This window comes from Xanthomonas sp. CFBP 7698, from assembly GCF_003600855.1.
In the GTDB taxonomy this organism is placed as follows: Bacteria; Pseudomonadota; Gammaproteobacteria; order Xanthomonadales; family Xanthomonadaceae; genus Xanthomonas; species Xanthomonas cannabis.
Window position 1 is genome coordinate 1,292,024 of the sequence record NZ_PRDN01000002.1, and the last position, 13,238, is coordinate 1,305,261.

Below are 13,238 nucleotides of genomic sequence, written 5' to 3' on the forward strand. Positions count from 1 at the left end.
CCCCGCCCCCGGCCGATAGCATCGGTCGGTCGCGCTGACCGTGGTCGTGCGCGCCCTTGTCCCGGAGAGTCCTACATGCCCACCCCGTTGCCGATGCGGCACCTGCTCGCTACCCTCGCGCTGGCTGTGTCACCGGCCATCGCCAGCGCGCAAGCGCCCAGCGTCACCGAGGCCGACTACGCGCGCGCCGAACGCCTGATCAACCATCTCGCGCAACCACTGCTCGACCATGCCCCCACGCGCGTCACCTGGCTCGATGCCACGCATGTGGCCTATGTCGATCACGATGCCAAGGGCAACCGCGTGCTGCAGCTGGATACCGCCACCGGCAAGACCGCGCCGCTGTTCAAGACCTCCGCGCTGGTCGCCGCGCTCAATACGCTGCTCAAGACCGGCGACACGCCGCTCACGGCCGACACATTCGCACCGGCCGTCAAACTGACTGCCGACGGCCGCTACCGCCTCACCGTGCGCGACACGGCCGTGGTGTGCGATGCGCACGCACGCTGCAGCAAGCTGTATGCAAAGGATAAGTCGGAGCCCGGCGTCACATCGCCGGACAAGCGCAGCGAAGCCTTCATCCGTAACTGGAACCTGTGGGTGCGCGATCTGGCCAGCGGCCAGGAAACCCAGCTCACCCGCGACGGCGTGGAAAATTTCGGCTACGCCACCGACAACGCCGGCTGGCAGCACAGCGACAACGCCATCGTGGCGTGGTCGCCGGATTCGCGAAAGATCGCCACCTTCCAGCAGGACCAGCGCAAGACCGGCGACATGTATCTGGTCAGCACCAAGCTCGGGCATCCGGAACTGCACTCCTGGAAATACCCGCTGGCCGGCGACAAGGACGTGACCATGATCGAGCGCGTCATCATCGACGTGCCTACGCGCAGCATGGTGCGTCTGAAGCTGCCGCCGGATCAGCACCGCTCCACCTTGTGCGACGACGTCAGTTGCTCGCCGGGCCTGTGGGACGACGTGAAGTGGGCGCCGGACAGCAAGACGCTGGCGTTCGCCTCCACCTCGCGCTTCCACAAGCAGACCTGGCTGCGTATCGCCGATGCCGGCACCGGCGCCGTGCGCACCGCGTTTGAGGAAACCGCCAAGACCTATTACGAAAGCGGCCAGGTCGCCGCCAACTGGGCCTATCTGCCCGCCAGCAACGAAGCGATATGGTTTTCCGAGCGCAGCGATTGGGGCCAGTTGTATCTCTACGATCTGGCCACCGGCAAACCCAAGCGCGCCATCACCAGCGGCGAAGGCAACGTCACCGAGCTGTTGCGCGTGGACCCGGTGAGCCGCACTGCATGGTTTGTCGGCGTCGGCCGCAGCCTGGGCGTGGACCCCTACTACCAGCAGCTGTGGAAAGTGAGCCTGGACGGTGGCGAGCCGGTACTGCTCACCCCCGAAGCAGCCGATCACAGCATTGCGCTGTCACCGGATGGCGCACGTTTTGTCGACACCTATTCCACCTCGGTCACCCCGCCGGTCACGCTGCTGCGCGATGCCGGCGACGGCCGCACCGTCAGCACGATGGCCACTGCCGACATCACCCGCCTCAAGGCCGCTGGCTGGGTGCCGCCGGAACCGATCACGGTCAAGGCACGCGACGGCAAGACCACGCTGTACGGGCTGATGTTCAAGCCCAGCAACTTCGACCCGACGCGCAAATACCCGGTGATCGATTACGTCTACCCCGGCCCGCAGACCGGCTCGGTGCGCGGCCGCAGCTTCCTGGCCGGCCACGGCGACAATCAATCGCTGGCCGAACTCGGCTTCATCGTGGTCGCCATCGACGGCATGGGCACGCCGTGGCGCTCCAAGACCTTCCACGACACCTGGTACGCCAACATGGGCGACAACACCTTGCCCGACCAGGTCGCCGGCTTGAAGGAACTGGGCAAGCGTTACCCGTGGATCGATCTGGACCGCGTCGGCATCTGGGGCCACTCCGGCGGCGGCAACGCATCCACCGCGGCGATGCTGCGCTACCCGGACTTCTTCAAGGTGGCCTGGTCGGAAAGCGGCAACCACGACAACCGCGGCTACGAAGACGACTGGGCCGAGAAGTATCACGGCGAGCACATCGTCAACAAAGACGGGAGCTCCAACTACGACGACCAGGCCAACGCCAACCACGCCGGCAAACTCAAGGGCCGGCTGATGCTGGTACACGGCACCCTGGACGACAACGTGCCGCCCTACCTCACCCTGTTGGTGGCCGATGCCTTGATCAAGGCCAACAAGGACTTCGACATGCTGATGCTGCCCAACGCCAAGCACGGCTATGCCGACCTCACCCCATACGTCGCCCGCCGCCGCTGGGACTACTTCGTGCAGTACCTGCTCGGCGCCACACCGCCAGCGCAGTACCAGATGAAGCCGATGCCGAAGGAGTGACCACCCCGCAACGCGGCACCGCCATCGGTGCCGCGTTGCGCGTCTTCAAGCAATACCGAAAGCACGCTGCACGCCGCTCTTCGTAGGAGCGGCCCAGGCCGCGACGCATTACCGACAAACCCAACAACTGCGGCGCATCGTACTCGCAGGCCCGCAGAGGCGAAGGACGCGCGACAGATGCGTCAGCGCGCGGCAACCCGCCGTTGCCCCAGCAATCCGATACGCCGGAACCACATCTCCAATGGCACCGTCACCAGCGGTGGCACTGCGGCCAGCAGGCTCAGCACCCAGGCCCACCACGGCCAGCGCAGCCGCAGCGCGGCAAGCACGCTCACCGCCAGATAGAACAGGAAGGCCGCGCCGTGCAGGCGACCGAACAGCCACACCACCACCTCGGTGGTCTGTGCGCCGTACTTGAGCCACATGCCCAGCAACAAGCCGGCCCAGGTCACACCCTCAATGAACGCGGCAACCGCAAACAGCCGACCCATCGGCGACAACGCAGCAGCAGAACGCATGCAACACTCCAGTGGACACAGGGATTGCCGCGACGCGATGGCGGCGACGACGCCCGCTGGCCCACCGAGTTTACAGGTGGTGACCGCAGCGGGTGCGGGCGCACCGCTGCCGAGCGTTCGAGCCCACTCCTGCAGTGCATCTGGCTGAAGCAACGCACCAGTTGCCCGTCCAGGCAATAATGCAGGTCTTGTTGTCCTCAGGCCCGCACCATGCGTCTCGCCCTGCTGCTCTCACTCCTGCTCGCCTTGCTGCCCGTCACGGCATCAGCCCTGCGCGTCCACGAGGGCGACCTGCTGTTCGTCACCGCCGCACGCACCGGCCTCAGTGGTGCGATCGACGATGCAACCGCAAGACAGGGCGCGCCCAGTTTCGACCATGTGGCACTGGTCGCGCACGAAGGGAACACGCAGATCGTCCTGCACGCCGACGAACAGGGCTCGCGCCAGCAGTCGCTGCGCACGTTCATCGACGAGGCAACCGCCAAGCACCGGCAGATCATCGTGTATCGCCTCACGCCGGAGCATCGCCCTGCCATTGCAGACGCCGTCGCCCAGGCGCGCCGTATGCTCGGCAAACCCTACAACGACACCTATGTGCCGAACGAAGACAGCTATTACTGCTCGGACTTCATCGAGCGCGCGTTCCGGGCCCACCACGTCTTTGCGCTGCAGCCGATGAACTTCAAGAACCTGCAGGCCGGCAGGATCTCGCCATACTGGACCGATTTTTACCGCAGCCGCGGCATGCAGGTTCCGCAGGACGTACCCGGCAGCAACCCGAACGATATGGCGCGCGCACCAGCGCTCGCCGTGGTCGGGCAGTTGAACTGAGATGCGCGATGAATGCGTCGAGACGCAGCCGGTGAGCGGCGCGGCGCGCTGGTCTCAGACGCCACGCACGGCAAGAGCGCGGCGTATGTCGCGTATCTGCGTGAACAGGTGTTGCCCTTCATCGCGCAGCACTACCGCACTGACGAACAGCGGCGCCTGTATCTTGGTCATTCGTATGGCGGCCTGCTCGGAACCGAGATCCTGCTGAGCACACCGCAGATGTTTTCCGGCTACATCCTGGGCAGCCCGTCGTATTGGTACGGCGCGCATGTCATGACACAACGTGAAGCTGCCTACGCCACCGCCCACACCGATCTCCCCGCGCAGGTCTACCTGTATGTCGGCGAGTACGAACAGGTGCGTTACCACAAGAACTACGACATGGTCCCCGATGCACGGCGCATGGTGCAGACGCTGCGCACCCGCCACTATCCGTCGCTGCGGATCGACCTCGATGTGCTCAACGACGAAGACCACCTCAGCGTGGCCCCACGCGGCGCCACGCACGGGCTGAAGGCGCTGCTGGGCACCGCAACCGCACAGCGCGCGCCCCGCTGAGCTGACGACCCAAGCCCCCCCGACTTCCGGCACATGGCGCAATTACAACAGCGCTTATATATTCGTGTCATGAGCACGCCCTCACCCACCCTCGGCACCCTGGTCCGGCATCTGATCGAGTTGCTGGACGGCGACCTGGAAGCGGTCTACGCAGCCTCGGGGCTGGCGTGGCGGCCGCGCTATACGCCGGTGTTGCGCGTGCTCATGCGGCTTGGCCCCGTGTCCATCAAGGTGCTCGCGCAAGAGATCGGCATCACCCATTCCGCCGCCAGCCAGACCGTTGCGCAGATGGTCAAGCAGCGCCTGGTCGCCCTCAAGCCCGGTGCGGATGCGCGCGAGCGCATCGTGGTGCTCACCGCCAGGACCAGGCAGATGATTCCGGCATTGCAACGGCAATGGGCGGCCACCAATGCAGCCGCCGCGCAACTGGACGCGGAGCTGTCCGTTTCCTTGTCTGCGGTGCTTGCAGAGGCCATTGCCGCATTGAACCAACGCTCCTTCGCCAGCCGTATTTCCGCGGCAGCGACCGCACCTGCCCCATAGCCGCAGCATCCACAAGGAGTCGCACATGCATGCAATGACGCAATCCAATGGTCCCCTCGCGGCATCTCCAGCAACGCAGGCATCGCAGCGCATCGAACTGGGCGAGCGTGGCGTCCTGCGCCCCGGCCGGCTGCGCTGGCTGCGCGCATGCGGCTGGGCAGTGGCGCTGTTCTTCCTGGTGGCCATTCCAACCGGCGTGGTCACGCGGTTTCTCGGCAGTCTGTGGCCAAAGACCAATGAGCCGGTGCAGTTCGTGGTCAGCCTGCTCGGGGCGCTGGTCGCGTTGGGCATCTATACGCTGGCGGTCCGCCTGGCCGAAAAACGCACCCCATCGGAAATCGCGTTACGCCCCATGCTGCCGCAGTTGACCATCGGCCTGTTGGCAGGTGCCGCGATGTTTGCCACCGTGATGGGCATCATGGCGCTGTTCGGCCTGTACGACATCCAGTTCGTCGGCCCGGCATCGGCCTGGACGCCGCTTCGCAAAGCGCTGCAGGCCGGCGTGGTGGAAGAGCTGATGATGCGTGCGGCCATTCTGCGTCTGGTATGGCGTGCATTCGGCCCGTGGACGGCGTTTGCAGTGTCCTCGGCAGTGTTCGGCATCTCCCATCTGGGCAACCCCAATGCCACGGTGTTTGCCGCGCTCTGCATCGCACTGGAAGCCGGGGTCATGATGGGCGCCTTCTACGCGCTCACCGGGCGCATCTGGGTGTCGATCGGTGCGCATGCCGCCTGGAATTTCACCCAGGGTTACCTGTTTGGCGCCGCCGTCTCGGGTGTGGCGGCGGGCCCGGCCATCGCGCGCAGTACGTTCAATGCCGCGCTGCCGGAATGGCTGACCGGCGGCACGTTCGGCCCCGAAGCATCGTTGATCGGCATGCTGGTCTGCCTCGCCGTCGGCCTCTCGGTCGTGTGGCTCGCATGGCGCCGTGGTCAATTCGCCAGGCAATAAGGTAACGCCCGCATTTCGCACGCCTTATTGATCCGTTCGCTGTGGCGACAGCTGCAGAGGCTGCACGCCGCACGACCTACGCATTACCCGGTTGCCACGCGCCGCCACCCGGCGGCGCGTGGCGAACAGCAAGCACCGGCATACGGGCGCAACCGATGCGCGGCGTGCACAAGGTCTTGCCAGCGCCCACACATGCCCGACCCTAGTGTGTGGCGATCCACAACAGCGTGACGATCGCAATGCCATTGGTTTGCGCTCGTCGACCACAGGCAGAGGTGCACATGGCTTTGATTCATTCCATCCTGATGAGCGCCGTCGCCGGCATGCGCTCGATGACGCCGCTGGCAGCAGTGGCCAACGCCGCCCGCACCGGCAAGCTTCCTGCTGACAATGGCGCCCCGTCGTTGCTTGCCAACCCGGTCGCCTCGGCCGGCATGCTGGCGCTGGCCGGCGGTGAGTTGGCGGGCGACAAGATGAAGACCGCCCCCGACCGCATCGTGCTCCCCGGGATGATCGCCCGCATCGCCACCGGCGTCATCGTCGGCACTGCGTTGGCGCCGCGCGAGCAACGTGGCATTGCCGCCCTGCTCGGTGCAACCACCGCGGTCGCCGCCGCCTATCTCACCTTCAACGCCCGCATGCGCGCCATCGAACGCTACGGCCAGACCAGCACCGGCATTGTCGAAGATGCCATCTCCGTGGGCGCGGCCACCTTGATCATCCGGGACGCCGCAAAGCGCTAATTCCCGCTAACGTGCCTGCATGCAGTGCTGCACCATGGTTCGACTTCTGCATCGTGGCCGCAGCATGGTCATGCTGCAGTACCCGCCTGGCGTTAGGCGCGCTCTTCGGGCGCCTGGGCCACTGCGTTCCACCCTTGCTGCACACTCCATCGCCAATGGCGCGGCGCCTCGTCGCTGCCCTTGGGCCTGGCCAGGCAGGTAAGCGTCTGGCCAGTGTCGCCCCAGCGCAACGCGGAATGACGCGCCGACACAAGCAAGCCGCTGGGCCGGTCATCGACAATCGGCTCCAGCCATGGTGCAAACAGCGGGTCGAGCGGATCGTCGCCTGTCATCAGGCACGCAGGCAGATAAGGCGCCAGCACCAGTGACGGTGCCCCTGGTGGTGCCGTTGGAAGTTCCACCTCCTGCTGCCTGCGTATGTGCTCCTCCTGACTCTGCGGAAGTCTGAGATCAGCCATCTCCACCATCGGCTCCCGCACCGAGTGCGCAATCAGATCGTCGAGGCTGGCCGACAGCATGCGGTTGCCCTGTTCAACCCGACTTCCCCAGCCCTGGACATGCGTCTGCGTGACTGCATGAATGTCGACGAAGGTTTCGACCTTGTCACACCGGTAGATGCATTGCGCATGGCGGTCATAGATCAACAGCCCCCACCAGCCCGTCGTTGGCATTGGCGAGACGAAGTAGCGGCCATCCGGCGAAAAGCCCGTTGAGGCGCCTGCGCCAAACACCACGCTCCCGTCCGGAAACAGATAGTCGTACTGCAGGGGCGCACTGTTGCGCGGCTCGTGACAGCCAACAATGCGCAGGCGCCCGCCTTCCGGCGTCAGCGGCCCCGCATCCAGCCAGGCACTGCGGCTCGGCCTTTCGACACCCGCGACCCGCGCCAGCGTCGGGCCCGGGTCGGCGTGCGCAACGCTCAGCCGGGCGATCTTCTCCCACGCACGGCCGACCAGCAAAAGCGCGACAAACGCGCCGCCGCCCATCAACACCCCTGCGACGACCGCATCGGCTTGCCGCCCCACCGCGACACTGGCACCCACACAGGCGCCTAGCCACCAGAGCCAGGTGACGTCCACCGCACCGCGGAGGTGATGTTCTACCCACTGCGCAACCATCGCGCCCGCCAGGTAGATCCACATCAGCTCGACTGGCAGAACCAGCGGGATGACGAACGGCAACACCAGCGCCAGCGCATCGACGACAACCCGCACCAGCACCCGCACGAGGGACCGGGATGCATCTGCGTCAGGTGGCGTGTCCGGGGTCATCTGGCTGCAAGGTCAGGCTGCCACGCGCCGCGTCGGCAGCGTCGTCGAGCACATGCGACGACAGGGCGCGGGCGCCTGGCTGCAATCGAACACATGCGCTGCTTGAAACGCCCTGCACTTCAACCGCCACGCCCGTGGGGTGCATCCAGATCCAGCAGCGGCCCCATCGGCACGATTCCGGTCGGATTGATCATGCCGTGGCTTTGGTAATAGTGGCCCTTGATATGCTGGAAATTCACCGTCTCGGCGATCCCCGGCAGCTGGTACAGCTCGCGCAGGAAGCCGGACAAGTGCGGGTAATCGGCAATCCTTTTCAGATTGCATTTGAAGTGCCCCACATACACCGCATCGAACCGCACCAAGGTGGTGAACAGGCGCCAGTCTGCTTCGGTCAAGGTGTCGCCGCATAGATAGCGTTGCTGGCCAAGGCGCGCCTCAAGCCAGTCCAGTGAAGCGAACAGTGGCGTCACGGCCTCTTCGTAGGCTTGTTGGGTCGTCGCAAAGCCCGCCTTGTAAACGCCGTTGTTGACGGTGTCGTACACGCGTGCGTTGACCTCATCGATCTGCTCACGCAGGTGCGCAGGGAAGTAATCGCCAGCGCGGGCACCCACGTCATCGAAGGCGCTATTGAACATGCGGATGATGTCGGCCGATTCATTGCTCACCACCGTGCCGCGCTCACGGTCCCAGAGCACCGGCACCGTCACGCGGCCGGAATAGCGCGGATCGGCCTTCAGATACACCTCGTACAAGCGCGTGGCATGGTTGACCGGATCGGCCACCACGCCCGGACCAGGGTCGAAGGTCCAGCCCTGCTCACCCATCAGCCAGTGCACCACCGACACATCGATCAGTGGCTCGAGCCCCTTCAGCCGACGAAAGATCAGCGTGCGATGCGCCCAGGGGCAGGCCAGCGACACATACAGGTGGTAGCGGCCCGCGGCCGCCTTGAACCCGCCTTCGCCATGCGGCCCGGCCGACCCATCGCGTGTCACCCAGTTGCGAAACTGCGATTGAGAACGCTCGAATCGCCCGTCGCTCTTGTCGGTGTCGTACCACCGGTCTTGCCACTTGCCATCGACCAACAGGCCCATCGTGTTCTCCCGCCACAGCATGAGCGGCCACCCTAGCCCAGCAGCGCTGGAGGATGCGTGAGCGCTAAGCCATCCACACCGCACCGCTTGCCGCTAGGCAAAGGCAGCGGTGACGGGCCTGCACACATCCGCGGCGGGCGCGAGCAGCGCCTGGGCAGCCGCTCGGTTGCCGGTCACGCATCGTCGTAGGTAGGTAGCTGGCCACCCGGCCGGCGGCATTGGCGCCAACCTGCCCGGATCGGTGAAAATAACGCGTCATCGCCTTGGGGCCGCCCGGCGCCCACACTCGCCGCTCCCTGCGCGGCCTCCTTCACGCGTGCCTGGCACGCGACCGATGCCCAACGTCTTTCCCGGATCTGCCTTGAACACCACCACCCCGCCCCTGCCCGCCAACGACGACCTGCCCCTGACCGACCGCCTGCGCGCGGCGCTGGATCTGCTGGAGGCCATCGAGGCCGACCGCAGTGTGCTCGACACCTTGCCCGAGGCCGATCGCGTGCGCCTGCATCAGGTGGTCGCCAAGGTCTATCACCCCGAGCCCAAGGCGCGACGGCAGCTGCTCAAGCAGCGCGAACGCGAGCGGCATCAGGAAAAGGTGCGCAAGGCCGAAGCGCTGCTGGAACAACGCGGCATCCGCGCACTGCGGCGCAAACCGGTGTTCAGCACGCCGAACTACTTTCCGCCGCATGCCGCCGGCCTGCACGACGCACACAACGGCGAGAACACCGCCGAGGCACCGGAGCAGCTGCATTCGCCGGAGCTGCGGCACTGCTATGTGTGCAAGCAGAAGTTCACCCAGCTGCATCACTTCTACGACCAGATGTGCCCGGCCTGCGCCGAGCTCAATTTCTTCAAGCGTACCGAAACCGCCGACCTGCGCGGGCGCGTGGCGCTGCTCACCGGTGGGCGGGTGAAGATCGGTTATCAGGCCGGATTGAAGCTGCTGCGTGCCGGCGCGGAATTGATCGTCACCACGCGTTTTCCGCGCGATTCGGCCGCCCGTTATGCGGAAGAACCGGATTTCGCGCAGTGGGGCCACCACCTGCAGGTCTTTGGCCTGGACCTGCGCCACACGCCCAGCGTGGAGGCCTTCTGCAGCCAGTTGCTGGCCACCCGCGAGCGGCTGGATTTCATCATCAACAACGCCTGCCAGACCGTGCGCCGCCCACCGCAGTTCTATGCGCACATGATGGCCAACGAAACCGCCGCCCTGCATGACCTGCCGGAAACGGTGCAACAACTCGTCGGCCATTACGAAGGCCTGCGCACGCCCGAATTGCTGCGCGACGCATCGGCCACCGCGCTGCCGGCCGTGCATGGGCGTGGTCTCGACGATGCAGACGGCCTCACCCGCGCTGCAGAGCTGTCGCAGATCGCACTGCTGGACGACGAGCTGGTGGGTCAGGAACACCTGTTTCCCGAAGGCCGGCTGGACCAGGACCTGCAGCAGGTGGATCTGCGCGGGCGCAACTCCTGGCGCCTGCTGATGGCCGAAGTGCCCTCGGTGGAGCTGCTGGAAACGCAACTGGTCAACGCCATCGCGCCGTTCATCATCAACGCGCGCCTGAAGCCACTGATGCTGCGCACGCCCGAACGCGACAAGCACATCGTCAACGTCTCGGCGATGGAAGGGCAGTTCTATCGCAACTTCAAGACCACACGTCACCCGCATACCAACATGGCCAAGGCCGCGTTGAACATGATGACGCGCACCTCGGCGGCCGATTATCAGAACGACGGCATCCACATGAACAGCGTCGACACCGGCTGGGTCACCGACGAAGATCCGGCCGACATTGCCGCGCTTAAGGTCCAGCAGGAGCGCTTCCACCCGCCGCTGGACATCGTCGACGGCGCCGCCCGCATCGTCGACCCGATCATCCACGGCTTCAATACCGGCGAGCACGTGTGGGGCCAGTTCCTGAAGGATTACGCGCCGACGGATTGGTGATGGATCAAGCCGCACCGGCGCACCGCATCGTGATGCAATGCCAGCTCCGCACACACGCACCGGCCAGTGCGTGCGCAGCCTCACGTGGCGTTGCATTCATTCGCGGAAGCACGCGTCGGTTCGCGCTCGGCCCCGTGCCGGTTCGGCATGCATGCTGAACTGTCCTCCCGCGCATCGCCGGCCCGATGTGCAAGACACATGAGAGACATGTAACGCGTCGCGAGCCCTGGGTGCGTTTGAAGTTGCATCAACGAGGCAACGCATGAACCGGCCACCCCATCCAACCCAAGACAGTCCGGCTTGCCGGCACCTCTCAGCGTTGCATCGGACACCCACACCCGCCCGATCGACCACCCGCGGCACAGGAGTTCCTGCATGTCAGCACCGTACGGCGCACTCGCCTTTATCGGCTTCGGCGAAGCCGCATGCGCATTCCACGAGGGTTGGGCACTCGATGGCCAGCGCCGGATCACGGCCTACGACATCAAGAGCGACCACCCCGAGACGCAACCTGCCATGCATGCGCGCTACCTCGACCATGCCGTGGTGGGCTGCGAAAGCGCCGCAGCCGCAGTGGAACAGGCAGATATCGTCTTCAGCCTGGTCACTGCCGACTGTGCACAAGCGGCAGCACACGCAGCAGCGCCGGCCCTGCGCAAGGCAGCGCTCTGGCTGGACTGCAACTCGTGTGCACCCGGCACCAAACAGGCGACAGCGGCCGTGATCGAAGCGGCCGGCGGCCGCTATGTCGACGTTGCGGTCATGGCCCCAGTGCTTCCGCAACGGCACCACGTACCGCTGCTGGTGAGCGGCCCGCATGCGCCTGCCGCACTGACCGTGCTGCAGGCGCTGGGCATGCGGCCCGAGATCGCTGGCGACCTCGTCGGCCAGGCGTCGTCCATCAAGATGCTGCGCTCGGTGATGGTCAAGGGTATCGAGGCGCTGTGCGCCGAATGCTTCATCGCCGCCCGGCGTGCAGGGGTCGAAGACCAGGTCATCGCATCACTCGATGCGTCTGCACCGCAACGCACCTGGGGCGAGCAGGCCAGCTACAACATGGAACGCATGATGGTGCACGGTGTCCGCCGCGCGGCAGAGATGCACGAGGTTGCCGCCACCGTGGCCGCCCTGGGCCTGCCCGCCGAGATGGCAGCGGCGACTGCCGCGTGGCAGCAGCGGATCGGCAACACCGCGCTCGATGCCGGTCGTGAGGTACTGAGCGAGCAGTTGGATCGAGTCTCCGCGGCGCTGGGCCAGCGGTGACGCCGCGGGCGCGCATCCTCGCGGCCTGCCCCCCGCCCTCGCACATCACCCCGCACCCGCCAGGCTCAACGGCGTCGAGGCGGCGCGTCCTTGTTGGCCTGCGCACGCGCAAGCACATTGGCCGCTGCGATGACGTCATTGAGTTCCTGACGAAACTCATCCACGTGCGCGGGCGGCACCATCCCCTCAAAGCTGCCACGGTCGAACACCGGCCTGGCCTCCATGAAAAACCCGTCGCGGCCTTGCACCACGAACTGGAAGCACGCCTGCCACCGCGGGTCGGGATGGGCAGACAACTCGACGGTGATCTTGCTGCCGGCGCGCCCCGTGTCGCCGGGCGCGACAGTCACGGTTCGCGCTGTGATCTGGTTACCACTATTCATGCGCGCAATGATCGGAAATGGCGAGTCGAGACGCCGTGAGCCGGCGGGTTCGTCCCGGAATCGAGGCATAGAAATTTTCTATTGGATTGGCGCCCACCTTCACACCAACATCACGCTGTCGGACACGAGGCCATGGGCCGCTCATCTCGTGGGATGCAGAGCACATCCAGAGCCGGCACTCCAACAGCAACTGTTTGTGTGCGAGGGGAAGCATGCAGCTGATCAGAACGCATCAACGTGCCATCCATACGGCACTTGTCACCGGCTACGTCACGCTGCTGAGTGGCGCCTGCTGGGTTTTCACGCACCTGCACTAGGTCGGCGCGTCTCGGCCCATTGACGCGCTGCGATGCCGTACGGCGTCCGGGCAGTCTGATTCAGACGCTGTCGTGCCGGCTGCCCTATCCGGCGATAGAGCGACTGCGCCAGTGCACGCCTGCAAGACTGCCCGTGCCTTGGGGCATGAAACGGGCACTCATCCGTCAACGCACGCGGCTCGCGTCGCCGCGCTGCGCGCGCAGCAGATGGTTCGCAGCGAAATCGCACAACGCCAGCAGCGACGACACACCCTGGTCAATCAGCGTCCAGGCCAGCGCACCCGCGCAGGGAAGGGCGGACCGTTGCCGCTGCTCCAACTGCTTCGGCGTCGCCATGCGGCCAGGCGAGCTCAATTGTTGCAACCACGTGCACAACGGTCGTGTTCCCTTGCCACACCATTGATCAGATCGGCG

Annotated in this window: 12 protein-coding genes and 1 pseudogene; 8 read left to right on the forward strand and 5 right to left on the reverse strand. The window is 65.6% G+C overall.

The features are described 5' to 3' along the window. Positions 1-75 precede the first annotated feature (75 nt). On the forward strand, positions 76-2,400 hold the full coding sequence (locus tag XnspCFBP7698_RS13610; RefSeq protein WP_146093136.1) for a S9 family peptidase: 2,325 nt from the start codon (positions 76-78) through the stop codon (positions 2,398-2,400). A 182-nt stretch (positions 2,401-2,582) separates the two neighbouring features. On the opposite strand, the gene XnspCFBP7698_RS13615 is transcribed toward XnspCFBP7698_RS13610, so the two are convergent. Beyond that, positions 2,583-2,918: a DUF3817 domain-containing protein gene (locus XnspCFBP7698_RS13615; RefSeq protein WP_184389725.1), complete on the reverse strand. Its 336-nt coding sequence runs from the start codon at positions 2,916-2,918 to the stop codon at positions 2,583-2,585. Between the two features lie 210 nt (positions 2,919-3,128). Here XnspCFBP7698_RS13615 and XnspCFBP7698_RS13620 point away from each other — a divergent pair, with 210 nt between their 5' ends. The 5 genes and pseudogenes from XnspCFBP7698_RS13620 (at position 3,129) to XnspCFBP7698_RS13640 (ending at position 6,545) form a co-directional block, all read left to right on the forward strand. Next, on the forward strand, positions 3,129-3,749 hold the full coding sequence (locus tag XnspCFBP7698_RS13620) for a YiiX/YebB-like N1pC/P60 family cysteine hydrolase (protein ID WP_104579200.1): 621 nt from the start codon (positions 3,129-3,131) through the stop codon (positions 3,747-3,749). A gap of 60 nt (positions 3,750-3,809) precedes the next feature. Beyond that, a pseudogene (locus tag XnspCFBP7698_RS13625) lies at positions 3,810-4,307 on the forward strand (alpha/beta hydrolase-fold protein); the annotation flags it as partial. Positions 4,308-4,376: 69 nt separating this feature from the next. After that, the gene (locus XnspCFBP7698_RS13630; RefSeq protein WP_199680157.1) at positions 4,377-4,850 is read left to right on the forward strand and encodes a helix-turn-helix domain-containing protein; all 474 of its coding nucleotides are present in this window, start codon (positions 4,377-4,379) and stop codon (positions 4,848-4,850) included. A 25-nt stretch (positions 4,851-4,875) separates the two neighbouring features. Continuing rightward, a complete protein-coding gene (locus tag XnspCFBP7698_RS13635; RefSeq protein WP_104579203.1) occupies positions 4,876-5,802 on the forward strand; it encodes a CPBP family intramembrane glutamic endopeptidase in 927 nt (308 codons plus the stop codon). A gap of 281 nt (positions 5,803-6,083) precedes the next feature. Continuing rightward, positions 6,084-6,545 (forward strand): DUF4126 family protein, encoded by a 462-nt coding sequence (locus XnspCFBP7698_RS13640; RefSeq protein WP_047693299.1) that lies wholly within the window; start codon positions 6,084-6,086, stop codon positions 6,543-6,545. A 92-nt stretch (positions 6,546-6,637) separates the two neighbouring features. Here the strand turns inward: XnspCFBP7698_RS13640 and XnspCFBP7698_RS21770 are convergent, their stop codons facing one another. After that, complete coding sequence (locus tag XnspCFBP7698_RS21770) at positions 6,638-7,816, reverse strand: hypothetical protein (protein WP_233548968.1); 1,179 nt, start codon at positions 7,814-7,816, stop codon at positions 6,638-6,640. Positions 7,817-7,935: 119 nt separating this feature from the next. Continuing rightward, entirely contained in the window at positions 7,936-8,910 is a 975-nt protein-coding gene (locus XnspCFBP7698_RS13650; RefSeq protein ID WP_104579420.1) for a glutathione S-transferase family protein, read from the reverse strand. Positions 8,911-9,271: 361 nt separating this feature from the next. Here XnspCFBP7698_RS13650 and XnspCFBP7698_RS13655 point away from each other — a divergent pair, with 361 nt between their 5' ends. Both XnspCFBP7698_RS13655 and XnspCFBP7698_RS13660 read left to right on the forward strand, forming a co-directional pair. After that, on the forward strand, positions 9,272-10,861 hold the full coding sequence (locus XnspCFBP7698_RS13655; protein WP_104579204.1) for an SDR family oxidoreductase: 1,590 nt from the start codon (positions 9,272-9,274) through the stop codon (positions 10,859-10,861). A gap of 375 nt (positions 10,862-11,236) precedes the next feature. Continuing rightward, complete coding sequence (locus tag XnspCFBP7698_RS13660; protein ID WP_104579205.1) at positions 11,237-12,124, forward strand: NAD(P)-dependent oxidoreductase; 888 nt, start codon at positions 11,237-11,239, stop codon at positions 12,122-12,124. A gap of 65 nt (positions 12,125-12,189) precedes the next feature. Here XnspCFBP7698_RS13660 and XnspCFBP7698_RS13665 read toward each other — a convergent pair whose 3' ends face one another. Together XnspCFBP7698_RS13665 and XnspCFBP7698_RS21775 are read right to left on the reverse strand one after the other, a co-directional pair. Next, complete coding sequence (locus XnspCFBP7698_RS13665; protein WP_047693302.1) at positions 12,190-12,507, reverse strand: hypothetical protein; 318 nt, start codon at positions 12,505-12,507, stop codon at positions 12,190-12,192. A 482-nt stretch (positions 12,508-12,989) separates the two neighbouring features. After that, a complete protein-coding gene (locus tag XnspCFBP7698_RS21775; protein ID WP_158255432.1) occupies positions 12,990-13,160 on the reverse strand; it encodes a hypothetical protein in 171 nt (56 codons plus the stop codon). Positions 13,161-13,238: the final 78 nt, after the last annotated feature.

What these genes read in the sequence shown, in the direction of transcription:
- XnspCFBP7698_RS13630 (WP_199680157.1), top strand. Translation starts at nt 4,377, where the DNA reads ATGAGCACGCCCTCACCCACCCTCGGCACCCTGGTCCGGCATCTGATC.
- XnspCFBP7698_RS21770 (WP_233548968.1), bottom strand. Translation starts at nt 7,816, where the DNA reads ATGACCCCGGACACGCCACCTGACGCAGATGCATCCCGGTCCCTCGTG.
- XnspCFBP7698_RS13640 (WP_047693299.1), top strand. Translation starts at nt 6,084, where the DNA reads ATGGCTTTGATTCATTCCATCCTGATGAGCGCCGTCGCCGGCATGCGC.
- XnspCFBP7698_RS13660 (WP_104579205.1), top strand. Translation starts at nt 11,237, where the DNA reads ATGTCAGCACCGTACGGCGCACTCGCCTTTATCGGCTTCGGCGAAGCC.
- XnspCFBP7698_RS13615 (WP_184389725.1), bottom strand. Translation starts at nt 2,918, where the DNA reads ATGCGTTCTGCTGCTGCGTTGTCGCCGATGGGTCGGCTGTTTGCGGTT.
- XnspCFBP7698_RS13665 (WP_047693302.1), bottom strand. Translation starts at nt 12,507, where the DNA reads ATGAATAGTGGTAACCAGATCACAGCGCGAACCGTGACTGTCGCGCCC.
- XnspCFBP7698_RS13610 (WP_146093136.1), top strand. Translation starts at nt 76, where the DNA reads ATGCCCACCCCGTTGCCGATGCGGCACCTGCTCGCTACCCTCGCGCTG.
- XnspCFBP7698_RS21775 (WP_158255432.1), bottom strand. Translation starts at nt 13,160, where the DNA reads ATGGCGACGCCGAAGCAGTTGGAGCAGCGGCAACGGTCCGCCCTTCCC.
- XnspCFBP7698_RS13635 (WP_104579203.1), top strand. Translation starts at nt 4,876, where the DNA reads ATGCATGCAATGACGCAATCCAATGGTCCCCTCGCGGCATCTCCAGCA.
- XnspCFBP7698_RS13650 (WP_104579420.1), bottom strand. Translation starts at nt 8,910, where the DNA reads ATGGGCCTGTTGGTCGATGGCAAGTGGCAAGACCGGTGGTACGACACC.
- XnspCFBP7698_RS13620 (WP_104579200.1), top strand. Translation starts at nt 3,129, where the DNA reads ATGCGTCTCGCCCTGCTGCTCTCACTCCTGCTCGCCTTGCTGCCCGTC.